This is a genomic window from Akkermansia sp. N21116 (assembly GCF_029854705.2).
In the GTDB taxonomy this organism is placed as follows: domain Bacteria; phylum Verrucomicrobiota; class Verrucomicrobiia; order Verrucomicrobiales; family Akkermansiaceae; genus Akkermansia.
Window position 1 is genome coordinate 248,110 of sequence record NZ_CP139035.1, and the last position, 25,717, is coordinate 273,826.

20 protein-coding genes and 1 other RNA gene are annotated in these 25,717 nt (G+C 53.2%); 6 read left to right on the top strand and 15 right to left on the bottom strand.

Annotated features, from left to right (window positions below; translation table 11 throughout):
* Positions 1-112 precede the first annotated feature (112 nt).
* The 6 genes from QET93_RS00995 to QET93_RS01020 form a co-directional block, all read right to left on the bottom strand.
* A complete protein-coding gene (locus QET93_RS00995; RefSeq protein ID WP_280132675.1) occupies positions 113-1,687 on the bottom strand; it encodes an alpha-N-acetylglucosaminidase in 1,575 nt (524 codons plus the stop codon).
* Complete coding sequence (locus QET93_RS01000) at positions 1,618-2,238, bottom strand: alpha-N-acetylglucosaminidase TIM-barrel domain-containing protein (protein WP_280132676.1); 621 nt, start codon at positions 2,236-2,238, stop codon at positions 1,618-1,620. Before QET93_RS01000 ends, QET93_RS00995 begins: the two co-directional genes overlap by 70 nt.
* Positions 2,239-2,425: 187 nt before the next feature.
* Entirely contained in the window at positions 2,426-2,980 is a 555-nt protein-coding gene (locus QET93_RS01005; RefSeq protein WP_280132685.1) for a chromate transporter, read from the bottom strand.
* On the bottom strand, positions 2,980-3,558 hold the full coding sequence (locus QET93_RS01010; RefSeq protein WP_322190046.1) for a chromate transporter: 579 nt from the start codon (positions 3,556-3,558) through the stop codon (positions 2,980-2,982). Before QET93_RS01010 ends, QET93_RS01005 begins: the two co-directional genes overlap by 1 nt.
* Before the next feature lie 378 nt (positions 3,559-3,936).
* Entirely contained in the window at positions 3,937-4,938 is a 1,002-nt protein-coding gene (locus tag QET93_RS01015) for a hypothetical protein (protein ID WP_280132677.1), read from the bottom strand.
* Positions 4,938-5,807, bottom strand: a complete 870-nt coding sequence (locus QET93_RS01020; RefSeq protein ID WP_322190047.1) for a formate/nitrite transporter family protein — start codon at positions 5,805-5,807, stop codon at positions 4,938-4,940. The genes QET93_RS01015 and QET93_RS01020 overlap by 1 nt, the downstream gene beginning before the upstream one ends.
* 109 nt (positions 5,808-5,916) lie before the next feature.
* Between QET93_RS01020 and QET93_RS01025 the strand changes: the two genes are divergently transcribed.
* Together QET93_RS01025 and QET93_RS01030 are read left to right on the top strand one after the other, a co-directional pair.
* Positions 5,917-7,281 (top strand): MATE family efflux transporter, encoded by a 1,365-nt coding sequence (locus QET93_RS01025; RefSeq protein ID WP_280126621.1) that lies wholly within the window; start codon positions 5,917-5,919, stop codon positions 7,279-7,281.
* A gap of 84 nt (positions 7,282-7,365) precedes the next feature.
* Positions 7,366-7,770, top strand: coding sequence for a GNAT family N-acetyltransferase (locus tag QET93_RS01030; protein ID WP_280126620.1), 405 nt, complete (start codon positions 7,366-7,368; stop codon positions 7,768-7,770).
* Positions 7,771-7,980: 210 nt separating this feature from the next.
* Here the strand turns inward: QET93_RS01030 and QET93_RS01035 are convergent, their stop codons facing one another.
* From QET93_RS01035 to QET93_RS01050, 4 genes are all read right to left on the bottom strand, one after another.
* Complete coding sequence (locus QET93_RS01035) at positions 7,981-9,105, bottom strand: M42 family metallopeptidase (RefSeq protein WP_280132679.1); 1,125 nt, start codon at positions 9,103-9,105, stop codon at positions 7,981-7,983.
* A gap of 215 nt (positions 9,106-9,320) precedes the next feature.
* Positions 9,321-10,568 carry a radical SAM protein gene (locus QET93_RS01040; protein ID WP_280132680.1) on the bottom strand — a complete coding sequence of 416 codons (1,248 nt, stop codon included), beginning with the start codon at positions 10,566-10,568 and terminating at the stop codon, positions 9,321-9,323.
* Positions 10,561-11,625, bottom strand: coding sequence for a radical SAM protein (locus QET93_RS01045; protein WP_280126617.1), 1,065 nt, complete (start codon positions 11,623-11,625; stop codon positions 10,561-10,563). The genes QET93_RS01040 and QET93_RS01045 overlap by 8 nt, the downstream gene beginning before the upstream one ends.
* Positions 11,626-11,739: 114 nt before the next feature.
* Positions 11,740-12,714 carry an ROK family protein gene (locus QET93_RS01050; RefSeq protein ID WP_280126616.1) on the bottom strand — a complete coding sequence of 325 codons (975 nt, stop codon included), beginning with the start codon at positions 12,712-12,714 and terminating at the stop codon, positions 11,740-11,742.
* Positions 12,715-12,801: 87 nt separating this feature from the next.
* On the opposite strand from QET93_RS01050, the gene tadA reads away from it, so the two are divergent.
* From tadA to QET93_RS01065, 3 genes are all read left to right on the top strand, one after another.
* Positions 12,802-13,335: a tRNA adenosine(34) deaminase TadA gene (tadA, locus tag QET93_RS01055; RefSeq protein WP_280126615.1), complete on the top strand. Its 534-nt coding sequence runs from the start codon at positions 12,802-12,804 to the stop codon at positions 13,333-13,335.
* 114 nt (positions 13,336-13,449) lie between these two features.
* Positions 13,450-14,388, top strand: coding sequence for a lipoyl synthase (gene lipA, locus QET93_RS01060; protein WP_280126614.1), 939 nt, complete (start codon positions 13,450-13,452; stop codon positions 14,386-14,388).
* A gap of 66 nt (positions 14,389-14,454) precedes the next feature.
* Entirely contained in the window at positions 14,455-15,846 is a 1,392-nt protein-coding gene (locus QET93_RS01065; protein WP_280126613.1) for a cytochrome c peroxidase, read from the top strand.
* 105 nt (positions 15,847-15,951) lie between these two features.
* Here the strand turns inward: QET93_RS01065 and QET93_RS01070 are convergent, their stop codons facing one another.
* Both QET93_RS01070 and dnaB read right to left on the bottom strand, forming a co-directional pair.
* Positions 15,952-17,265 (bottom strand): aminotransferase class III-fold pyridoxal phosphate-dependent enzyme, encoded by a 1,314-nt coding sequence (locus QET93_RS01070; RefSeq protein ID WP_280132681.1) that lies wholly within the window; start codon positions 17,263-17,265, stop codon positions 15,952-15,954.
* 57 nt (positions 17,266-17,322) lie between these two features.
* On the bottom strand, positions 17,323-18,780 hold the full coding sequence (gene dnaB / locus QET93_RS01075) for a replicative DNA helicase (protein WP_280126611.1): 1,458 nt from the start codon (positions 18,778-18,780) through the stop codon (positions 17,323-17,325).
* 244 nt (positions 18,781-19,024) lie between these two features.
* Between dnaB and ffs the strand changes: the two genes are divergently transcribed.
* Positions 19,025-19,118: signal recognition particle sRNA small type (gene ffs / locus QET93_RS01080), an RNA gene on the top strand.
* Positions 19,119-19,159: 41 nt separating this feature from the next.
* On the opposite strand, the gene QET93_RS01085 is transcribed toward ffs, so the two are convergent.
* The 3 genes from QET93_RS01085 to QET93_RS01095 all read right to left on the bottom strand — a co-directional run bounded on the left by QET93_RS01085 (position 19,160) and on the right by QET93_RS01095 (position 25,713).
* The gene (locus QET93_RS01085; protein WP_280132682.1) at positions 19,160-21,745 is read right to left on the bottom strand and encodes a glycoside hydrolase family 2 TIM barrel-domain containing protein; all 2,586 of its coding nucleotides are present in this window, start codon (positions 21,743-21,745) and stop codon (positions 19,160-19,162) included.
* Positions 21,746-21,796: 51 nt separating this feature from the next.
* A complete protein-coding gene (gene typA, locus QET93_RS01090) occupies positions 21,797-23,626 on the bottom strand; it encodes a translational GTPase TypA (protein ID WP_280126609.1) in 1,830 nt (609 codons plus the stop codon).
* 77 nt (positions 23,627-23,703) lie between these two features.
* Complete coding sequence (locus QET93_RS01095) at positions 23,704-25,713, bottom strand: ATP-dependent helicase (RefSeq protein ID WP_280126608.1); 2,010 nt, start codon at positions 25,711-25,713, stop codon at positions 23,704-23,706.
* Positions 25,714-25,717: the final 4 nt, after the last annotated feature.

Sequence of the window (25,717 nt, forward strand, 5' to 3'; positions counted from 1 at the left end):
CCATCTCCGGAACCATGGCACATCCGCTTCTTGCGTCTCAGCGGGCCATGATTCCGGAGATGTTTTTAACTTATAGCTTGTTATGGAACTTAACCCGCCCCGGACCAGGCGTTTAAAGAATCAGTCCCCTATATTTTTCCATGAGGGAACGGGCAGTCTCCGTCGCATCCGGAGATTCCCGCCGAACGGGAAGTTCGTCTTGTTCCACCCATTCCTGTTCGAGATCCAAGATTTTTTGCAAACAAGACTTCTCATCAAATTCCCGGTTCTGCTCGACAGCCAGACAGACCTGGTCGATGAAATAGTTCCACCGCTTGCCGTAATAACTCTCCATCATGCCGGCAAGAGACCGGTTGGCATAGTCGTTCAAACTCTGCCCCCGCTCACCCCATGTGGAAATCAGACACCGTGCATTCTGGCGGAAATAGGCCTGCTCCCCGGCATCCGAACTGATTCTGGAGGCATCGGAAAGCCAGCGATCCAGGGAAAACACAGGATGGCATGATAGCAGCAGGTTCATGTCGCGGAGAATATCGCTCATTATTTCCCCGTTTTTACGCAACGCCTCTTTATCCTTCTTCGAATACGCCTCTGCAAAACGATCCCGGACAGTGAGGAAGTAATTGCCCAGCACCTGCCTGCCAATATTCACCACGTCAAAGCCATAGGCATCCCTCCCGGTTCCTTCCGCACTCAACATAGTCTCCCAAATGCGGAAAAGATCCTCATTTTTGTACGATATCCCCGGATTGGTCGTCCAGTTGCCGTGCCCTTTCAGGCAAGGACGGGCATTAGTCAACGTACCTTGCCCCAGTTGGGCCGTTTTCACATAGATCCTGTCCAGCAGATCCGCCCAAGCCTTGCGAACCCGGGGATCCGCCTTGCCGGCGCGGCGATCGGCCCACGCCCGGATCCATTCGTCATCGCTCACGGGGTGGTTCCAGGCCTTCTCGAACACATATTCGTACATGAACGGGTTGACATCAAGCCCCTCGAGCGTCGAACCGAGACCGTTCATATTGGCGCCGCCGCGGGCAAAGGCATTTTCGATCCTTTTGCCCGTCTCCCGGAGATTGCCAGCCAGCATCGTATTACCGCCGAAGTTACCCAGGTAGCACCACAAAAAGGGTTGTCCGAAATAACTTTCCGTCATCTTCCATACCTCCGTGTTCTCGGCAAAATAATCCAGAAGAATCATCCTGCCCTTCGGGACGGCGTTGACAAAAGCGTCAATGCGGGGATTCGTCCAATCCTTGCGGTCAAAATAGAACAGCCACGTCATCTGCAACCATGTCGCCTTAGGATCGCACTGCGTCATCGTTCCATAAATTTGGCGGGCAACCCGGGCCAGATATTCGGGGTCCCAGCTCGGCGGTGTGATTTCATTGAACGGATCTACTCCGTAGATATGATCCGTGCCGTACAGCCGTTCCTGCTCTTTCAGGAAGGCAGACTGGATTTTGGAGAAAAGGGGATCCAGCGGATCCAGGAAATAACTGCGGAATTCATCTCGGAAACCTCCCCAAGAACTCATCCTGGAAATTTTGGCATCCTTGTACAGTCTCTTCAATTCCGGCGGAACATGCCCGGCAAAAGCAGGCAGGACAGGAGTCATATTCAGAGCCCGTTCCCGGGCGACAATCTTCTTCTGCAATTCTGCCTGGTGATCCAGCCAGGAATGCGGCAAAGGCCCCCCCAACGATCGAAATTCGTCATGCGATGCCACGGAAGATGAGCCGGTCCCGTAAAATAATTGCGGATTTCCCGATCCTCCAGTCCCATCTCCCGCCACACTTTGTACCACACAGCCTCCTGGCCCGTAATAGCCAACGGCATATTAACCCCATTCATGGCCATCCAGTCAATGAACCTTTCCCACTCATCCCACTGCCACCAAGGCATGGAATAGCCAAATGTACAATAATTCAGGAAAAAACGCTTGTCCGTCCGGGCGACAATCCGTTCCTTTTCCGGTACGGGAGGCAAATGGTCGGGCAGTTCCACCGGGTCGTCCAGATACCAGGACACCGAGGTCTTGCAATAATATTTCAGGTAATGATTCAACCCCACAGCCATGGAATTGGAGGAATTGCCGCGGATGAGAATCTTATCTCCCTGCGACTCCAACTCATAAACATCCCTGCCTTGTTCCGCCGGGATCATCTCAAAAGAAAATCGTCCGGCCTCCCGGGGTACCACGCGCGCCGCCAAAGCACGTGCTTCGATAACATCGTCCACAGCCCCACATGCGATCTGGGCCCAAAAGCACGCGATACCGAAGAACAACGGAATGAAAAACCTGTTTATTCTATTTCTATTCATTGTATTAACCATGAAATACGTTATCTGAAGGTTGGAAAATTCATTTTTGATGTTTTTCCAATTCCGCCTTGATTCACAAGTCCAATCCATATCGAGGGACCCGTCAATACATCCAGTATCCCGCGGCTCCGGTCAGCAACATCAACAGAATGGGGTTCAAGCGCCACTTTCTGAGCATATACAACGACACCACGAAGAGGACAACGCTCGGCATATCCACAGAATCTACTGCATACCAGTTGAAAGTATTGCAAAATGTCAGCATCAGGATCGTACCTCCTGCCGACATAATCAGCCCGACGGAAGCCGCCTTCAATCCTTCCAGCACGCCGGATACACAGGCAGAATCCCGGTGACGCTGAAAAAAAAGATATAACAACAGGGCAATCGCAACACCGGGGATGACGCATCCCATCGTCGCCGCAACCGCTCCGGGAAGCCCGGCTATTTGCAGTCCAACGAAGGTAGATGTATTGAGAGCCAGCGGCCCGGGCGTCATCTGAGACAGCGTAATAATGTCGGTGAACATCCTCTGGGATATCCATCCCTGCTGGATAACCACCTGGTCACGAATCATCGGGATAACAGCATACCCTCCTCCGATACTGAACATGCCGATCTGCAAAAAGACCGAAAAAAGCTGCCATACTCCCTGCATCATTCCGCCCCCCCTTCCCGCTTCCGCAACTCCACACGAATACGCCACAAGCTCAACACACAACAAACGGCCAGAATGAGGGCAATGTTCACCTGAAATACAAAACTCGCCAGAAAAGTTCCCGGCACCATCACACTCAACCACCAAGACTTTTTCCGAAGAATCATCCGCCACATATCGACCACAATATCCACAATCAACGCCGCTACTCCGGCCTGCATCCCTCGCAATACCGCTTCCACCGAAGGATTCGCACAAAAAGCCTCATACCAAACCGCCACAACCGACAGAATCACCAGCGGAGGCAAAATCGCCCCCAGACAACTCACCAGCACCCCCCATAAACCTGCTGCACGGAACCCGGCAAGAGCAGACAAATTGACGGCAATCGCCCCAGGTGCGGACTGTGCTACCGCCGCCATCCCCAACAGTTCTTCCTTGGAAAACAACTGCTTCCCCCGGACGTAGTACTTCTGGATCATCGGCACCACAATGTAGCCTCCCCCAAAGGTGAAAGCCCCAATGAACAAGTTGATCCAGAAGAGCCAGAGGCACGTTTTTACTTTTTCTCCTGTCATATTACCTAAATAATCCTGTCCATCGCCGAAAAATCCACTGTCCACCGAAGACAAAAGAATTTTCAAACCTTCTGGCAATGTCTCTATCATATATGTTTTTCATAAAAAAGCCACATGATTACACAAGAAGCATCAACACAACAACTCACTGAAAAGTGAACCAATCATCACAAATTTATTTGAAAATAAATACAATATATCGATTTATCCCGTCTCCCCTGTATGTTCCTTCCCATACATGGGTAAAGAGTTGTTACATCATAGAATATGATATTTTCTTATCGAAAGAAATCACACATAGCTACGATCTCTCAAAGCTAGACAATCGCAATAACCAAAGGAAAAGATAATCAACACTACTACCAGCCGTACAAAATTTTAACAGAAAAATGCCAATACGGCATCAATGATGCGCTGCATGTCTTCTTCGGTATAGCGCTGGTCGATGGGAAGAGGCAGAAGGTTAAGGACCAGGCGGTGTTCCAAACCAGTGGAAGGAGCCGAGTCGAGGATTTCCGGCCACAGGGTGGGGATAAGAATGCGTCTGTCGATCAACTCATTGCGCAAATCAGGCATACTACTCCACAAAGGATAACAGGAGGGTACGGATACTGAGGATTCGTCGATTTTCAGACGGTTAAGTCCTCCCAGACGTTCATGAAGGAAACGGAAATTGGCAAGCCTGCGTTGTCGGGCATGATCGTAATCGATCCCCCGCATCAGTTTTTCCGTCAAGAGGGACATGGCAAGCATACCGGTATTGTGCAAGCGTTCTTCGCTGGCTTCGCAAAGAGCGGAGGCGGCTTCGGCTCCCAACTCCGCGCTCACGAAGAGAAAAGAAGCCCACGTTGCGGACTCATCGCGGGTTGGCCGGGGAACCATCGGAGCATCCAGCACCGCAATGCCTCCGTCCGGCAATCCGGAAAACTTCCTCGGGCTGTAGAAGGCGGGAACGCCCGTACGCAATGGAGAATACAGTGCCAGAGATTGATCCAAAATCAAACGATCCGGACGGAAGGAACACAGGGAATCGACCGTTTTCTCTTTGATCCCAAAGTAATTGGTATACAGCAGCCAATCATCCTCCGCCAGCCCGGACAAAAAACTTTCTGCCGGTTCCAAATGCTCATCAACCGTGTAAAATGCATACGGAATGCCCAGGCGTACGAGCGGTTCCAGCACTGTGGGACACGTATAGTACGGTACCCATATGCAGTCAATATCTTCCCGGGAACGCAAAATATACTCGAAGGCGGAACGCCCGGAGTTCAACAAAATGCCCGTACCGCCGCATCCCTGGGGGCAGTTGTCGTACTCCGGCATCTCAAGTCCGAAGAATCCACCGATATCCCTGTCCCGGCTATTCGGTTCCGGCATCATTACCCTTTCCGTCCGGACAGGTTTTTCCGGTACGCCATCAAGTACACTCCGGAAACCAAAACAGCACCTCCGACGATATTGCCCAGCGTCACGGGGAGGAGATTCCCCGCAAAGAAAGCATCCCAGGATGCCGTCAACGCCGGAGACTTGCCGGAACCTACATACGCCAGATACCGTTCGTCCGTACCCGTCCAAATCCCGAGGGGAATGAAAAACATGTTAGCAATACAGTGTTCCATTCCTAAAGCGACAAAGGCCATCGTCGGGAACCAGAGGGCGGCAATCTTCCCCATTACATCCTCGGCGGCAAGCGCCGCATACACTGCCAGGCACACCAGCCAGTTACAACCGACGCCACGCCAGAAGGCCTCCGCAAATCCCAGATGGCACTTGGCGTTGGCGAGATTCACAACCGACTCGGCATAAGGCATCGTTTTCGCCTGTCCCACGACAGCCGTATCAAAGATCAACCCGGTCGCATATGCCATAAACCAGGCAACGAACAAGGCTCCTACGAAATTGCCGCACCACGACACCGCACCACACCGCACGCCCTGCACCAGGGATATCCGGCGACAGGAACAGGCACTCGCCAGCAACATGCAATTTCCCGTAAACAAATCCGCTCCGCAAACCACCACCAGCATCAGTCCCAGCGGGAACACCGATGCAAACGCCAGCTTCCCGGCATTCCCCCATAAATCGGACGGGAAAAAGGCCCCTGCCCTCACGGCCAAAAAACCGCCCAGAGCAATATAGGCTCCGGCCAGGAACGTCAATCCCATGGCAGTCAACGGCCCGCTCGCACATTTCGCCCTGCCGCCCAGTGCAGTCTCTTCAAAAAGTTCAAACGATTTTTTACTAGCCATACCCTGACATGCCACCATAAAGGATTCCATCCGGGAAGGAAGCAAAAAATCGTATCGTACTTTCATAGGGATTGCCTCTCTTCATATGACCGCCTATAGTCCTGCAACTATGGGTCGATCCGGCAATATACGCGCACTGGAGGAGGAACCGATCTTTCGCCTCCTCATCAAATATTCCCTTCCCGCCATCGCCGGCATGGTCGTCATGTCCCTGTACAACATTGTAGACAGTATCTTCATCGGACACGGCATCGGAGACCTCGCCCTGTCGGGCATGGCCATCACCTTCCCGATCATGAATCTGTCCATCGCCATCAGCACTTTGATCGGCCTCGGCGGAGCCACCGTCTCTTCCCTGAAACTGGGCGCCCAAAAAACGCGCTCCGCCCAGAAAGTGCTGGGGAACGTCATCATGCTGGGTTTCATCACCGGCCTCCTGATCGGTCCGGTGACTGTCTTTTTCCTGAAGGATATCCTGCTTCTCTTCGGCGCCAGCGAACAGACGCTGCCCTACGCCTACGACTTCATGAGGATCATTCTTCTGGGCATGCCCATCACCCATTCCTTTTTCAACCTCAACAACGTCATGCGCTCGACGGGATACCCCCAGAAGGCGATGTACTCCATGATGTTGACGGTTGTCATCAACTTCATTCTGGCCCCGCTCTTCATCTTTGTCTTCCAATGGGGAATGACAGGTGCAGCCTCCGCCACCCTCATTTCGCAAATCGTCGGTTTGGCATGGGTTATCCTCCACTTCTGCAAGCCAAACAGCACCGTCCACTTCCGGGCCGGAATCTACCGTCTGCGATGGAGCATCATTCTGCCCATCCTCTCCATCGGCATGGCGCCCTTCCTGGTAAATGCTTGTGCCTGCGCCGTCGCCATCATTGTCAACCGCAGCCTCCTGAGTACCGGAGGCGACCTTGCCGTGGGCGCGTTCGGCATCATCAACCGCGTCCTGATCCTTTTCATCATGCTCACTATCGGCATCACCCAAGGCATGCAGCCCATCGTCGGCTACAACTATGGAGCCCGTCACTTCGACCGCGTCCGGCAAGCCCTCAAATACGCCATTCTGGGAGGTACCGTCTTCACCACGGCCGGCTTCCTGGTCAGCCAGATCTTCCCCCACTTGATTGCCTCCCTGTTCAACGCCAAGGGAGAACTGGCCATTTTCACCATCACGGGACTCCATCTGACCACTCTGGCCTATCCTCTTGTAGGAGGACAGATCGTTATCGGCAACTTTTTCCAGGCCATCGGCAAGGCCCGCATTTCCGTTTTTCTCTCCACGACGCGCCAATTGATCTTCCTCATCCCTGCCTTGTTCATCCTGCCGAAGTACTGGGGCTATTCTGGCGTCTGGTACAGCTTCCCCACGGCGGATGTCCTCTCCGTCCTCGTCACGATCGCCGTTTTCATCCGGTTTTCGCAGCGTAACAAATGGATCAGGAAGCTACCGCAATCATGACACGAGAGGAAGTTTTCCCCTATTTCCTTCCTGATCCGAATCAGGCAGAATATTGTTCCCGAAAACTCAACTCCCCCCATCGGCATGGACATTACGTACAAGGATCATAAAAAATTCAACCGTGCGGAACTGGAAGAACTTTTCCTCTCCGTCAACTGGTCCTCCGGTCACTACCCTGACTTGCTTGTCGAAGCGCTGAGAAACTACGGTTCCGTCTTTTCCGCTTGGGACGGCGACAAACTCGTCGGACTGGCTGCTTCCATGGACGACAAAACCATGACCGCCTACATCCACTACATGCTTGTCCATTCCTCCTATCAAAACCGGGGAATCGGACAGAAACTCCTGGAAATGGCGAAGGACCACTACAAGGACTACCTCCGCGTCGTCCTCATCACGTACACGCCCGGCAAAACCTTCTACGAACGTAATGGCTTCGTCCCGGACGAAGGCCTATACGCCATGAACCTGACCACGCTGTACGATTAAAGCAAAGGGCAAATCCTCCATCGGGACACGGGGAAAAGGCATCTGCCTCCCACCGTAACAGATTACCCTTTCCCAGCCCGCACACGGAAACCTCCGTACCGGAGAGGAAAGTTTCCATTCCAACAATCACAATAGACGGAAGGCTCCGCCCCATCCTATAAGATGAGGCGGAGCCTAGCTTTATCCCAGTCAGGGAAGAGGAAGAAATCGTTACTTGGCTTTCTTCTTATCCTTGGGAACCTTCGCGGCCTTGGCCGGTTTTTTCGGAGCTTCGTTGACGGCTCCCCAGGCCCAATCCCAGGAATCCATGCCGACGAGAGCGGCAGCAAGCAAGTCCGAGCAGGCATCGACGTCTTCCTTGTTCGCCATTTCAATCACCTGGTGCATATTGCGCAGGGGAATGGAAAGAGCCCCGGTAATGGAGCCGCTGGCCGTGAACTTCTGCATGGCACCGGCATCCGTGCCGCCGGCAGGCAGCATTTCGTACTGGAACTTGATCTTCTTCGATTCGGCAGTTGCCGTCAGGAAGTCTACCATGCGACGGTCGCAGATCACCGAACCGTCGTACAGCTTGATCGCAGCGCCATCGCCCAGCTTGGAGACATATTCCACTTCCGAAGCGCCGGGAGTATCGAACGCAATCGTCACGTCCAGGGCAATGGAGAAATCCGGCTGGATTTCCAGCGTGCTGGCCTGGGCTCCGCGGAGGCCCACTTCTTCCTGAACCGTAAAGACAGCCGCCACATTGAAAGCGGGTTTCTTTTTACCCTTGCTGATCTGGCGAAGGGCTTCCAGCAGGACGAAACATCCGGCGCGATTGTCCATGGACTTGGAATTGACGCAATCGCCCATTTCGATCAGATCGCGTTCACGCGTTACACAATCGCCCACTTTCACGTACTTCTTCACCTCGTCCTTGCTCATGCCAAGGTCGATATAGTAATCGCCGAGTTCGGGCATCTTCGCGCGTTCGGCGGCCGTCATCACATGGATAGGCTTCACACCCATAACGCCGACGAGATCCTTCTTGCCATGTACAATCACCCGCTGGGCGGTCAGCGTCTTCGGATCGAAGCCACCCAGAGGCAGGAACTTGATGAAGCCCCTGTCGTCAATGTGGCGCACCATAAAACCGATTTCGTCCATGTGGGCGGCCACCATTACCGTCTTAGTCGTGTCCTTACCTTCGACATAGGCAATGACATTGCCGATATTGTCTACACGAATGGAATCAACGAGAGGTTCCACTTCATCAATCAGCAAATCACGGATGGCATGTTCAAATCCCGGTGCTCCCGGAGCCTCGCATACGCGGCGCAACAAATCTACGTTCATAATGTCATGACCAGTACATCACGCAAGCCTGCGTGGCGAGTCCATAATCCATTCAGGACACAAATTTCACCAGCTTGCGATATCTTTTTCAAAAGATATAGGCAAAATATGAAAAGGATTGTCCTCCCTCCATGACTCTGGAATAGAGACAAACTTTCTTTCAGAGACAGTTACCCCCGATTGGGCAATCAGTCCAGACTCGCAACAAAACCAAATCAAATGTCCGCAGGCAGTTCCGTCTGCGTCTCTTCGTCGGTAAGGTAGCACCCGGGATCCGAACCGTACCAATGCCCATTGGCAAAGGCGGCACGCGTGCGGAAACCGCCGCCGCAGAGGGCAAAGTGACGGCAGGTATGGCAACGTCCCTGGATATTTTTCTGGCGTTCCAACGGATCATCCGAAGCCCGCAATTCGGGCAAGATGTCCACAGCGGCTCCGGCACGGGCTTCCCATATATCGGAGAATTTGTCGTTTTTAACGCACCCGAGGGTCACGGACTGCCAGAATTGGTCGGGATGGACGAGGCCCTGAGTGTCGATGTTGGCAATGCCGCGGCCGGAACTATTGGAACCGCCGCCATTCCAACGCAAAAGCCGAAGTGTTTCGGCAGCACGAGGAGAACCTTCCCTGAGCTGGCGCAAGAGCAGATAAATACCGTCGGCAGGCTGGGTCACCGTAAGCACTTCGCGCGTTTTGCCTTCCGACTTCCATTGTTCGACACGACGAATCAGGGAATCCATGGCATCGCGAGCTTCATCGGGATGGAGGGTCTGTACTTCCACACCGCGTCCGGTCGGAACGAGGTGATAGAAGCAGACACGCTGGATGTCCTGCTCGTCGATAAAGTCCAGGATTTGTTCCATGCACTGGACATTGTTGCGCGTCAGAGTCAGACGCAGGCCGGTCTTCTGCCCGGCTTCGCTGCACAGGCGGAACCCGCGGACAGCTTGTTCGAAGCTACCCTTCACGCCGCGAAACTGGTCATGCACTTCGCCGATGCCGTCCAGGGAAATGCCAACATAGGCGGTATTGAGCTCCTTAAGGCGGGCAGCGATTTCAGGAGTAATTCTCGTACCATTCGTCGAAATGGTCACTTTGAGTCCCTTGCCGGTGGCACGCTCGACAAGGTCGAGGAAACGGGGATGAACCATCGGCTCACCGCCGGAGAACAACAGGGCATTGACCTGGTACTCGGCCAGGTCGTCAATGACGGAACAACATTGATCCCAGTCCAGTTCACCGTCAAACTTGTTAGCGGAGGCATCGGCATAGCAATGGACGCAACGGAGGTTGCAGGTGCGGGTGACGTTCCAGACGACAATCGGTTTGCGGCTCCGGGAGGATGTGGGCGAACACCCTTCCGCCGCACCTCCTGCGGCGCGGCCGGCACCGTGACCGGAACCGTATCTCAAATGGTCCGCAGGCTGTTCGGAGCCTGTCCAAAGTCGTGTAATATTAATCATGGGAAGAAGTTTTTTTGACGGGTTGGTAACAGCAAAGATTATCCTCGGCAAAGGCATCCCCAAACACAGCGTAGGCACGGGAACGCGAACCACCGCAAACCGTCCTGTACTCACAACGCCCGCATTTGCCGGTCAGGGCATTGTCGTCGCGCAGTTTCCGAAAAAGCGGGTGGTTGCGGTACACGTCTGCCACATTGTCGGAACGCACGTTCCCGGTCGTTACCGGCAAAAAGCCGGAGGGCTGGATCTCACCCGTGTGGGAAATAAACAGAATCCCTTTGCCATCGCGGGTAGGCACGGCACGGCGGGCCGGTTTTTCACCATGCGCCCGGGCTTCCTGCAGGGCAACACGACGAAAGTGATGGCCTTCCGTCGTCTTGACACCGAACGGCACTTCCTTGCTGACCTGCGCCAGCCTGTGCCACACTTCCTCGACCTGTTCGGCCGTCGGCATCTGGTCAAGAATCGCACGGCCCGTCGGTACCAAAAGAAACACGCTCCACATGTCGGGCCGTATTTCCTTCACCAGCTCGACAAAGGCATCGAACTCCGCCAGCGTACTCCTGGTAATCGTCGTGTTAACTTGAAGATGGATCCCTGCCTCACGAGCGCGGCGAGCCGCTTCCAGAGTCCGTTCAAAGGTATGGGGAATTCCCCGGAAGGCATCATGCGTCGCCTCAGTAGCTCCGTCCAGACTCAGGGACATACTCTTCACGCCGGATTCCTTCAGGGCGGCAAAGTCCTCATGCAACAGGCGGGCCGTAGCCGCCGGACTCAAGGCCACATGCAGCCCCTTCCCGGCTGCCGCCCGGATGATGTCGTGGATGTCGCGGCGCATCACCGGATCTCCGCCGGTAAGAACCAGCATCGCGGGATTGAGACCTACCAGGTCATCGACCAGTTTCAGAGCTTCCGCACTGTTCAACTCATCGGGGTGTGCATGCGGCTGGGCCGTCGCCCGGCAATGCTTGCAAGCAAGGGCGCAGGCACGGGTCACCTCCCAGAACACGAGGAGGGGGCGTTCATGCAAATTGATTTCATGAAGATTAGGACGCATGACAGTGTGGCGCGATGCTAGGACGAAATCATGACTCCGGCGAGCAAAAAGGGCGACCTATTGAATATTTTTTTAACCATTCCATTTTCCGAATTCCCGGATTCCTCCGGTACATCAGCGGCGAAAACGTTCCAACTCGCCCAATCCCAGGATTTCATCAACTGCCATAGCACCGGCTCCGATCAGCCCTGCCTCGGAGCCGAACCTTGCAGGGAGCAAGACAAGTTCCTGCTTGTGCAGGAAGAAAAGTTGTTCTTCCAGAGATCGCCGCAGCGGAGCAAAGAGCAGATCCCCTGCCTTGGCAACACCTCCCCCGATAATAAAAGCTTCCGGAACAAAAGCGTACATCATATTCATGATCAGACAGGCCAGCTTATCCGCACAATCCTCCCAGATACCCAGGGCAATGGGGCAGCCCTCCCGGGCGGAACGCTCCAATTCACGCGGCGTACAATCTGCCGGGAGTTTAAAAATACCCGCCTCGGCATACCGGGCAACAGCATCCGCAGCCAATTCGTTATTACCAATGTATTCCTCAATGGCCCCTTTGTTACCAAACGGTCCCCGGCGCCCCTGATAGTCGATACTCGTCTGCCCCAATTCCGCGGCAGACACCCTTCTGCCTCTCACCATGCGGTCAAACATGACCATACCGCCGCCAATCCCCGTCCCCATCGTCAGGCAGACCAGGCTCTGCAAGCCCTTGCCCGCACCCATCTTCCACTCCGCGTAAGCCATGCAATTGGCATCGTTATCCAGCACGGCAGGGAGCTTCAGAGCCTCCTCCATCATCTGAAGAACGGGAACTTCGTGATCCCACACCGGAACATTCGTCAACTGGTAGAGGATACCACGATGGTAATCGCACCAGCCCGGCATCCCCATGCCGATAGCGGCTACATCCGGACAATTATTCCTCAACTCCCGCGCCGTTGCAATCATCGCCTCAATAATTGCCTGAGGGCTGCCGAACGCCCCTGTCGGAATAGGAGGGGCAACGGTTACCAATTCTTCACCGCGGGTCACTCCCATCTTGATGGAAGTTCCTCCGAAATCGATCGCAATCGCGCTGGGCTTGTCATTCGTCATGCCGGGACATCATGCCCAATCGCCGCATACTGAAAAGTAAAAACTGCTGCTTGATCCCGGAATGATGAATCCGCATGATAGGTGCACATGAGTTTTTCCATCGAACTTCCCGGCTCCGACGAATGGTTCATGCGCCAGGCCATGCGCGAATCCCGAAAAGCCCTGGCCAAAGGCGAGGTTCCCATCGGTGCCGTCATCGTCAAGGACGGACACGTCATCGCCCGCGGATGGAACCAGGTAGAAACGCTTAAGGATGCTACAGCCCACGCGGAAATGATCGCCCTGACAGCCGCCCAGGAAGCCATCGGCGACTGGAGGCTTGACGGCTGCACGCTTTACGTCACCAAGGAACCCTGCCCCATGTGCGCAGGAGCCATCGTCCACTGCCGTCCGTCACGGGTTGTTTTCGGATGTCCCGATGCGAAGGCGGGAGCCGCCGGAGGATGGATCAACCTCCTTGATGCCAACCCTCCGCTCAATCACAAATGTGAAGTTATTCCCGGTGTCCTCGGACAAGAATGCCTGGACGACATCCAGCAATTTTTCCGGGCAGCCCGGCGCACGGCCAAAGAACGAAAGTTAGCCGCCCGCGAAACGTCCGAAGAAAACGACGACGAATAATATTCACCCTGTCTGCCCACAAGCCAAAAGCGAAGATATGCCATACATATCGGCGAAATTCGCTGCTATTTGCATTTGCATTACCGGCGCACTCAAGGCAATCTAATCCCCGCTATGGGATGCAACTCACACCACGACGAAGATTCGGCCATGGAACGCAAGCCCTCCTGGATCAAGGTCAAATTACCCAGTGGCCAAGAGTTCTGGGATGTCAAACACCTGATTGAAGGTAAAAAGCTCTTCACCGTCTGTGAAGAAGCCCACTGCCCGAATCGGTACGAATGCTGGAGCCAGAAAACAGCTACTTTCATGATCGCCGGAGATCGTTGTACACGCGCCTGCGGCTTCTGTGCTACCAAAACAGCCAAGCCCCTGCCCCTGGATCCCGAAGAACCCTCCCATGTCGCCGATGCCATCGTCCATATGCAGCTCAAGCACGCCGTGATCACTATGGTCACGCGCGACGATTTGCCCGATGGAGCCGCAACCCACTTCGCCAATGTCGTCCGAGCCATCCGCAAAGCCAGCCCATCAACGGTCATCGAAGTGCTCACCTCCGATTTCAACGAAAAGGAATCTTCCCTGCGCACCATGATGGATTCCCGTCCGCACATCTTCGGGCACAACCTGGAAACCGTCGAACGCCTCTCTCCCCTCGTCCGCTTCCGTGCCCAGTATCGCCGCTCCCTGCGCGTCCTGCAACGAGCCAAGGAAATGGTTGACGGCAAAGTCTCCACCAAAAGCGGCATCATGCTCGGTCTCGGAGAAACCGAAGACGAAATCTTCAAAACCATGGACGATCTTCTCACTCACGGCGTCACCGTCCTCACCATGGGACAATATCTCCGCCCGACGAAAAATCACTTGCCTGTCGTCCGATTCGTCCACCCGGATGATTTCGCCCGTTACGAACAAATCGCCCGAGACAAAGGATTCCGGCACGTCGCCTCCGGCCCTCTCGTCAGAAGCTCCTATCACGCCGCCAGCTTCCACCCCGAAGCCGACGTCATGGATGCCATCAATGAAGATCTCAAAAAAGCGGGAGAAATTTAAAAACGTTCTTGATTTTACCATGATCAGTCCTAGGTTAAACCTACACCGCAACCCTTACCCTACCGAATGATGAACAAGCTTTGCAGCCTCTCTAAATCAGTATTGATCGCCGGAGGAACCTTCGTTGTATCCGCAGCCTTGTCTCCCCTGCTGATTCCGGGATCGCCCTCTCCCCAAAAACTGTCTCCCGCCCAGGCCAAGGCTCTCGTGGAAGCTACATTGAAGAACAAATGTTCGGAATGCCATGTTCCAGGTTATACCAAACTGGGGCTCCTCAACACGCTTTCCGGCGGACTGCAGGCACGCCACATCCGCAATGGCATCCGTGCTTTCGACATGTCACAGCCCATGACGGAAGTAACATGGGCCAAGTTGGAACACGCCATTTCCTCCGGTTCCATGCCGCCACCTTCCTTTACGGCTGTCCATTGGGGTTCTACCTTGAAGCCACAGGAAAAAGACGCCATCCTGAACTGGATTCGCGACACCCGCGTTTCCAAATACGCAGGAAGCCCGGTGGCTCCCCAATTCAAAACGGAACCGATCCAACCCATCCCGGACGCTCTCCCTGTCGATGCCAGGAAAGTAGCTCTCGGAGAGAAACTCTTCCACGACAAACGCCTCTCCATTGACAATACGGTTGCCTGTTCCACCTGCCACGTCCTCGACAAGGCCGGTACAGACAATCTCCCCGTCTCCGAAGGCGTCAAAGGACAAAAAGGCGGCATCAATGCCCCGACCGTTTTCAATGCAGCCTTCCACTTCATCCAGTTCTGGGACGGACGTGCCAAAAATCTGGAAGAACAAGCTGGCGGCCCCCCCCTCAATCCTGTCGAAATGGGTTATGCCCATCCTGAAGACTGGAATGCCATCGCCAATAAACTGAAGCAGGACGAGCCTCTGACCAAAGAATTCCTCGCCGTCTATCCTGAAGGCTACAGTGCCAAGACGATCACCAATGCCATCGCCGAATACGAGAAGACCCTCATCACCCCCAACAGTCCCTTTGACCGTTACCTCAAGGGAGATGAAAACGCCATCAGCAAGGAAGCCAAGGAAGGTTACGCCCTCTTTAAGAAGAACGGCTGCCAAGTCTGCCATGTCGGCGTTGCCATGGGGGGACAATCCTTCGAATTTGCCGATCTCAAAGGTAATTTCTTTGGTAATCGTCCGCTGACCCAGGATGACAATGGGCGCATGAACTTCACCAAGTCCCAGAGCGACATCCACAAATTCCGTGTTCCTACCCTGCGTAACGTTGCACTAACTTGGCCGTACATGCACGACGCCTCCGCCAAAACTCTGGCAGAAGCCGTTGATAAAATGTTCAATTACCAGATTGGCCAGCCCAAGCCCACCAAGGAAGAAGTCAGCAAGATCGTAGCCTTCCTCAATACATTGACCGGAGAATACAACGGCAAGCCCCTCCGGGGACAACCTGCCATGGATGCTCAGTAAAAAGCATCTCTCCTTCCCGATCTTATAAGAAAGGGCTGCCCGCCAAGCTTCAAAATCACAGCGGGCAGCCTTTTCGTTTTTTATCTTCTTCAGGAAATACGCCCGTCACGCATTTTTTTCAGCGGCAAGACAGGCATCTTCGACACCTCGGATCAATGCGTAAAATAGAGCTCTCAGTTCCTGCTCGTTAATGCACAGGGGAGGCATGACAACGATAGTATCCACAATCGGACGAGTCAGAAGGCCATAGGGTCTCATGGCAAGACAAGCATTCATCCCCATTCCCCATTCCTTGGGATAAGGGGAACCGTCCGGACGGGAAACATCAATACCCATCACCATGCCGGCTTGGCGGAAACCACTCAAAAAAACAGACTTTTGGCAGGCATCCTTTGCCAGTTCTCGCATCAAGGCGATCTTGGGGGGCAAGGACTCCAGCACGGCTTCATCCCGGAACACGTCCAGACTGGCCATAGCCGTCGCACATCCCAATTGGTGGGCTGTGAAAGTATGACCATAGAAAAAAGCTCTGCGTTCTTCTCCCAGGAAAGCATTGTAGATTTCCTCCCGGGTTAGCGTTGCTGCCATAGGAGTATAGCCGGACGTCAGTCCTTTGGCCGTACAAAGGAAATCCGGTACGACACCTTCCTTGAGACAGGCAAACATATGGCCCGTGCGTCCATATCCGGTCATCACCTCATCAAGAATCAGGTGTATCCCGTTCTCCTCCGTCCAGGCACGAAGTTCGCGCAACATCCCTTCTGGCCATACGTTAATCCTGTTGACTCCTTGTACGACAGGCTCGATCACCACTGCTGCCGTACCGGTAATTACAGAAGCCGGGAGGCTACGCAATTCCTCCATGCAGCGAACATGCCTCACATCAAACCCCGCTGCACGAAAACGGTCGAAGTACAAGCTTACTCCCCCGAGGGCGGCGGCCCCCATCGTATCCCCATGGTAACAGTTATCGAAAGCGATAAATCCCTGGCGTCCTTCCTGCCCCGTTTGGATGCGGTACTGACGTTCCATTTTGATGGCAGACTCCAATGCCGTCGATCCATCATCAGAGTAAAATACGCGAGACAACGTCCCTTCAGGGAAAAACGCACACAGACGTTCCGCCAACTCCGATGCCAGGGGATGGGCGAATCCGAGGTAGGATGTCTGGCACACCTTATCCAACTGAGCTTTCATCGCCGCAATGATGGACGGATGCCCATGACCATGGATATTGCACCAAATAGAGCTGTTGCCATCGATATAACGGCGTCCTTCGCTATCTTCCAGCCAAACGCCCTGACCGGAGACCAGCATCAAGGGTTCAAAGTCCGGGTCACACCATTGCGATTGCGCCGTGAAAGGGTGCCAGCAGTGTTTCTTGTCCTGTTCAATCCAGCGTCGGGTATCCGTATTCACGAAGCGGATTATGCCCACCACCGAACAGGGAAACAAGTGGAATCAGGACAACGAACCTTATTCTTCGGGATCATGTTCGTCGCGTTCCCGGGTGGTAAACCGCATCAATTCCGCTTCGAAATGCAATGGGACATCTCCCGTAGCACCGTTACGGTTCTTTGCCAAATACAAATTGGCACGCCCGCCGAATTTCTGCCGATCTTCTTCATCCTCAGCGTAATAAGCAGACCGATACAAAAGCCCGATCATATCGGCATCCTGTTCGATAGCACCGGATTCACGCAAGTCCGACATTTGGGGCACACCCTTGCTTTTACCCGTGCGGTTTTCCGGACCACGGTTCAACTGGGCCAACACGATGACTGGCACATTCAACTCTTTGGCAAGTGATTTGAGACCGGCGGAAATTTCAGCAATTTCACGTTCGCGGCTATTCTGAGCCTGCTTGGAGTGGGATCTCATCAACTGCAGATAGTCGATTCCAATCACATCCAGTCCATCCAAATCGCGCATCACACGGCGAGCTTTGGCTCTCAATTCGTTAATGGAAATAGCCGCTGTGTCGTCGATCACAAAGCTGGACTCCTTCAACTCTTTGACCACCAATTGGAAGCGTTGCATTTGACCACGACTGAAGCCTTTACCCGACTTCAAATCATAACGTTTGACTCCAGAGCGTGCAAACAACAAGCGCTCCACAATTTGAACAGAAGGCATTTCACAAGAAAACATCAAGGTTTTCTGCTTCTTGTCCAATGCCATATGCTCGATAATATTCAGCAAAAACGATGTTTTACCCATCGACGGACGGGCTGCCACAACAAACATGTCACCGCCTTTCAGACCATTGCTCATGCCATCCAAAACATCGAAACCGGTACTCAACCCTGTGATTTCACCCTTGCTAGCCAGCATAACCTCCAATCGATCCACTGCATCGTCAATCACTTTTACCAAAGACTTCTCGTCTTCCTTGCCCAAGCGTTCCCGGATTCTGAAAATGGATGATTCGACGGAATCAAGTAACTTGGGAACATCCTCTTCATGCCAGGAATAGGCCGCTTCGATAGAATCGGTTGATACGGCTATAATCGAACGAAGAACGTATTTGTCGCGTAAGATCCCGATATGATATTGGAAAAACGCTCCTGTCGTCGTAAACGAGTAAATTTCGGCCAATCCCGGGATGCCGCCGACAGATTCCAATTCGTTCTTATCCTGCAGCCGCTGTGTGACGGAAATAATATCGACCGGCTCGTTTTTCGTATATCGTTCGCTGAAAATCTTCCATAGGAGCTGGTGTGCAGGCAAATAAAAATACTCCTCGGTAACCCCCATCGTAATACAGCTGCCGATATAAGTTGCAGGATCCGTAGCCATTAATGCCAAAACACTTTTTTCTACGTCGATGGCTTTAGGAACGCTCCGGATTTCCTTGTCGTAATTTCGTTCCGGCGAAGCAGTCAGCTTCACATTTTTTGCCGAGTCCTGATCCTGTTCTTTCGCTTCACCCATGTTGGACGATTTTTTCTAATGATACACACAATGGCGCCGTGTCGGTAGAACCAGACACAATCTCGATTGCAATCCACGTGCCTGTGAAGGCACGGCTCAGTTTACTTGAGTTTTTCAGAGTAGCAAGAACGTTTCAATTGAAGTGTCTGTGAACGTGTCGACTCATGAGCCGCTACGAAGCCTCATCTTCAACCGATCAAAACCTTGACAAAAGCGCCATTTCCGTGTTTTCTCACCCTTGCCGTCGGGAACCAGCAGAGGTACGACTAGCAAACCCCGCCAGGACCGAGAGGTAGCAACGGTAGCTTGTTCGTGTCTGCTGCTCCAGTTCCCGGCGGTATTTTTTCACCCACCGGAAATTTTGGAATCAGGGAGGGGGTCATAACTTTCCGTAGACTTCGATTTCCGAAACCTTAAGACCGTCTCCCGAAGGAAGATCTGAAAAGGAAACTTTAAGAAACCGTCCGGTTTCTGTACCGGAAGCTTGGACACGCAATTGATCGGTCTCCGGAATAATTTCCTTCCAGGTAGTACCGTCTTCGGAAATTGCAACGGAATAGGTGACGGAATCACGGTCAACGAGTTTTAGCACGACTTCCTTGACGGTAATGAGGCGTTCCAGATCAATTTTGATCCAATCGGCATTTTGTTGACCGGATGGCTGCCAGTAGGTTGCTTCCATGCCGTCATTGACCATACGGGCCGTGTGTCCTGGACGTTCACTGCTGGCATTGGTCGGGCCAAGTTTGGCACGATTGATCAGGGAAAAATCGGCATTGTCCCTGCTCTTTTCAAAACGGACATAAGGTCTATTCTTCGTTTCGACACTTTTTCCGGGCACGTAGGCGGGACCACTGCTAAACTCCAGGCTCAAGGAGGTATCTTTCAAACCCGGAGACGTAGCACGGACGCTGGCTCTTCCAGAGTAATAGGAACGCAGTTCGATGGCAGCCTTTCCATCTCGAATGACGATGTCTGAGTTCTGAGATCCGGATGGAGGAGTAAACACAATACTCTTTCCGGTTGGAAATTCCCCGGGACCGGATTCCACCGACAAAGTCACAGGCACATTATTGCTCAGCGGCGTTCCGGCAGCATCCACAACCTGCACGGTCAGGTGAACATCATCCGTGCCATCAGAAAGGATAGGACCGATCTTATCAGCCTGAATCTTCAACCCCGCCGGACAGCCTTCCTGCGGCCATTCGGGAGGGGCAATACCCCGGTAGGCATTCCTGTACCAATACCACTGCCGCTTGGGAATACGGAAGTAATCCACGACGCCCATGCAGCCGAAATGTCCGCCAAGGCTACCATGATCAAAACCGCACCAAATAGCTTCTCCACTGCGCCACGGATACCTCCACGGGTAGGTTTTCTGAGGATCCTGCTCTTTTCCCTCCGGTAAATTGCCCCAGCCGGGAACATACGGCCCAGGCCTATCCGCAATTGTCGAACCATATTCAGAGACGACACTGGGGACGCCCGGCTCCATGAACAGGCGCGCACCATCGCCATTGTACCCGGCAATATCACCCAAATGATCGATATCGCCGCGCTGGCAGCCACCAATGGCAATCGGACGATCAGGATCCAGACGATGGGCAAGGGACACGCATTCCTTCAACAGGTTGCGGACAGACTCCATGGTGGATGGGTGAGTAAAGAAGCTTTCATTGCCCGTACTCCAGGCAATAATGGAAGGATGGTTGCGATGGATACGGATCATTTCCGCCAGTGTCTTTTTCACGCTTTCTTCAAATCCCCTGGCATATTTTTCTTCCGGAGGATAGGCACTTCCACCCCAGGGGCTGTCGAACGGTCCTGTTCCCCAGAAGCAGTTCTCCGACCAGAAGAGCATTCCCTGTTCATCACAGGCCTTGGAAAAAGCCGGAGAGTGCGGATAGTGCGAACCGCGGATCATATTGAACCCGGCATCCTTCATCATGCGTACATCACGAGCGGAACCGGTATCCGTCACGGCATCCCCCCATCCGGCATGATCCTGATGCACATTAGCACCGGTAAAATACAAGTGCTTCCCATTCAGGAAGAATCCCTGGTCGGCCGTCCATTTAAACCAGCGAAATCCAAAATCCGTTTCAAAGCGATCCACCAGCTTGCCGTCCTTGTAGAGCAAAGAGACGGCCTTGTACATGTTCGGGTGTTCGTTGGACCATAGTTCGGGATCCTTCACGGGAGGAGTCGTCTGATCGAATTCCACCTTGCTCCGGGCACCCACTTCCTTCGTCGACCTGATATGAGCCACCACCTTTCCCCCGGCATTTACAATATCTGTCTGCAATTCCAAAGAAACCGGCCGGCTTTTGCTGTTAACCACTTCCGTCCGGACGCGCACAGGAGATGATTTGCCTGCGCTGGCTTCCAATCCCGGCGTCGTCACCCATGTACCATACCAGGCGATATGAACCGGAGCCTTCATAACCAAACGGACATTGCGGTAAATCCCTCCGCTAAACACATGTTCCCCGGCTCGGGGGGCCACATCCGGACGCCATTCATTGTTGACTCGGACGGCAATGGAGTTGTTCCCCTCTTTCACGAATGGCGTTATGTCCACGGAAAAGCCCGTATAGCCGCCGATATGGCCTCCAGCCTTACTGCCGTTGACAAAAATCTCGGCCTCCTGAAAGACGCCGTCAAACTCCAGAGAAACAACTTTCTCTCCTCTTCCCTTATCCAATGTGAAATCCTTGCGGTACCACCCGTAGCCTACATAAAACTCCTTGGACAGGAAGTAGGGCAAGCTGAATGAATGGGGGATGCCGACATCCTCCCAGGCGGAGACATCGAATCCGATGCGTTCGGCACCGGGAATATCCCCCTGTCGGTACTTCCAAGCGCGGTTCAGAAGAACTGTTTCACGAGGAGCGGAAAAGGCAACTTCCGTCCCAAAGAACAAAAAGACAAAAGCACTCAGCAAAAATAAAATCGGGCGAAACATCGCCCGATTTATTGAATGAAATCTTGCCTCAGGGCAAGGATAGAATGCGAATTAAGCTTTATTTTTAGCCGCACGCTGCCGTTCATTAGCGTCCAAAATACGCTTACGAAGACGAATAAAGTGAGGGGTAGCCTCCACCAACTCGTCCGCTTCGATATATTCAATGGCACGTTCCAAAGAGAACCTGATAGGCGGAGAAAGCTGGATGCCATCCCCCTTCGTCGCCGAACGGATATTATTCAAATGTTTTTCCTTGCACGGATTGACGGGTAAATCCATCGCACGGGGATTTTCCCCAACGATCTGTCCGGCATAAATATCTTCCTGGGCACCGACAAACAAACGGCCACGATCTTCCAATGCAGCCAAGGCAAAGGGAGTAGACACACCCGTTTCCATCGAAACCAAGGTTCCGGTCTGGCGCGTCGTAATTTCTCCTGCATACAAGTCGTATTGGCGGAACAAATGGGAGAAAATACCATGACCGGACGTCAAGTTCACCAATTCGAATTCAAAGCCGATAATGCCGCGAGTCGGAATATAGGCCTGAATGTAGGTGTGGCCCGTTCCATCCTTGCTCTGCATTTCTTCCAACTGCCCTTTGCGAGACGTAAGAATGCGGACAACACCATTGGAAAATTCATCCGGTACTTCCACAAAAATCGTTTCATAGGGCTCCGTCACACGGTCTTTTTCATCACGCTTGGTAATAACGGTCGGACGGGAAACGCACACTTCGTAGTTCTCACGGCGCATCGTTTCCACCAAAACGGCAATCTGCATGGCTCCCCGGGCAGCTACGCGGAATACGCCGGCCTTGTCCGTATCTTCCACCTGGATGGAGATGTTCGTCCGGGTTTCCCGCATCAAACGATCACGAATCACACGCGACGTTACGTTCTTGCCATCCCGTCCACCGAAAGGTCCATTATTGATGGAGAATTCCATCGAAATCGTGGGGGGATCAATCGCGACAAAAGGAAGAGCATCCAACTCAGCCGTACCATTAAGAGTTTCACCGATATTGACATCTTCAAACCCGGCAAGCCCGATGATGTTGCCGGCTTCGCCGACAGCGGAATCCTGAGATCCCAGGCCGGAATACTCAAACATACGCGTCACTTTGCCCGCAACACGCATCCCGTCTTCACGCACGCGGTAGACGGTATCTCCCTTTTTGACGCTACCCGACGTGATGCGTCCGACAGCTACACGCCCCACGTAATCGTCCCAGTCGATATTGGACACCAGCATCTGGAAATCTCCTTCGGGATTGGCATCCGGAGAAGGAATATACTCAATGATCTTGTTGAGCAACGGCGTACAATCCACCGGAGGCTCCCCTTCCAAGGCATCCATGAAATAACCGTCACGGGCGGAACCGTACACAAAAGGAGCATTGAACTGCTCATCTGTCGCCCCCAATTCCAGGAAAAGTTCCAACACCTTTTCGCGCACCGCTTCGGCGTCGGCGTGGGGGCGGTCGATCTTGTTAATGACAACGATGGGCATCAGATTCTCCTGCAAAGCCTTGCGCAACACAAAGCGCGTCTGTGCCTGCGGTCCCTCAAAAGCGTCCACAACAAGGAGGACTCCATCCACCATCTTCATGACGCGTTCCACTTCACCGCCAAAATCGGCGTGACCGGGAGTATCAACGATATTGACCGTATAACCATTCCAATGGATTGACGTATTCTTGGCTTTGATCGTAATGCCTTTTTCACGTTCGAGATCCATCGAATCCATCGCCCGCTCCTGGACAGCCTGGTTGGCCCGGTAGGTACCTCCTGCTTGAAGCAATTGGTCCACGAGGGTCGTCTTTCCGTGGTCAACATGAGCAATAATGGCGAGGTTGCGAAAATGCGACGGATCTGTCATAAGGGGGCGAGCTAATAACGTGGCGGCCCTCAAGTCAAGCCTGAGGAATATTTTTTTGTGTCGTTCCCCTCTTCAATTCATTCAATCTGCCACTCTTCCACGAGATTAGAAGGCCATTCATCGAGGAACCGGGAGGGCATTTGGGAGTATGCTCCGCCATAGACCTTTGAGTTCCAGCGAGGGTAAGTTAGATACAGCTGGTCCTTCGCCCTCGTGATGCCAACGTAAAAAAGACGGCGTTCTTCCTCCAACGCATTGAGATTTCCTTCCTCCAGAGAGCGTTGATGGGGAAACATGCCGTCACACAATCCAATCAGAAACACAACGCGCCATTCCAGCCCCTTGGCCTGATGGATCGTGGATAAAGTCACCGAACCAGACCTCCCGGCTTCATCCGCAGCCTGATCCGTATTACCCAGAAGGGACATTTGCGCCAGGAATTCGTCCGTCGATTCAAACCGGTCTGCAAAAGAAGAAAGCTGGTTGAGATCCTGGCACCGTTGGTCATAGTTGTCGAACGAGGCTTGCATATACTCATCGTACATAGCCTCCACAACAGAAAAAATCATGGATGAAGGCTTAACAACTAAGCCCTCGGGAGTCAGTTCATCCAGCGTCAAGCCAAGCTGATCCCATGCTTTTCGCGCCTTGGACGGTACGGTAAACCCTGCAAGAATTCCGGATATCCTTTCGTAATCCCCGTCAGTAACAGGCTCTTCCAAATGAGCGACCCATTGTTTCCACAATCTATTGCAAGAAGCCGGCCCTATCCCCGGCAATAGAGAAACCATCCTCTTAAACGACAATTCATCACGTCCATTGACGGCAAAACGCAAAAAAGACAGAACATCCTTCACATGCGCCTGTTCGAAAAAGCGCAATCCGCTCGTAATGAGAAACGGCACATGCCGGCGCGTCAGTTCCATTTGCACATCCATGCTGTGGAAGTGAGCCCGGTACAATACGGCAATTTCCGAAGCCTCCACGCCGGATTCCATCAATTCCCCAATTCGTTGGACAACGAACATCGCCTCCATCCGAGTATCATTCAGAGCAACCAAAGCCGGAGGCATACTGCTCGCCGGACGAACGGAACGCAATTCCTTCTCGATCCGGTTCTCATTGGCGGCAATCGCCGCATTGGAAAGGTTCAGAATCTCAGGCACACTTCGGTAATTCGTCTCGATCTTGTATGTCCTGGCCGTCGGATGCTTGATCGTAAAATTCAAAATATGCCTCATATCCGCACCGCGCCAGGAATAGATGCTCTGGGCATCGTCTCCCACCACCATCATGTTGCCATCCCCATCGGCCAGCAAATCAATCATTCTATCCTGAAGGGCATTCGTATCCTGAAACTCGTCCACAAGGATATGGCGAAACTTGTTCCTATACAAATCGCGGATAAAGGAGTCCTTCTCCAACAACTCCACGGCATGGAGCAGCAAATCGTCGAAGTCCATGGAATTCGCCTCGCGTTTTCTTCGGTCGTATTCCTCTCGGATATTTAAAATTGCCTCTAAATATGGGGAATGATACGGATAATCGCATTCGACAATGTGCTTGATCCCCTCGCCCGTATTGTCCGCAAGACTGAAAATCGAGGCAATCACCTCAGCCTTTGGAAAGCGTTTATCCTTATCGCCCAAATCCAAGGATTTAATCACGGCTTTCAGCATGGATTTGCGATCATCCGAATCCATGATCGAAAAAGAACGAGTAAACCCGATTTTGTCGGCATGACGACGCAACAGACGGTTCGCAATAGAGTGGAACGTCCCTCCCCACAACGCGCTTAGATCAACGGGGACAAGTTCGCGGACACGTTCCAGCATCTCCCGCGACGCCTTGTTCGTAAACGTTAACAGAAGAATCTGACCGGGGTCAATCCCATGGTCGATCAACCATGCCACACGATACGTCAGCGTCCGCGTCTTACCGGCGCCAGCCCCTGCTATCACAAGGGCGGGCCCCGGAGGAGCCATCACGGCAGCAAGCTGCTGTTCATTGAGTTCGGAGGCATAATCAATGCCGGATATTGAGTGGGAACCATCCCCTTCCCCATTCAGCACATAACGTCTTACCATGTCA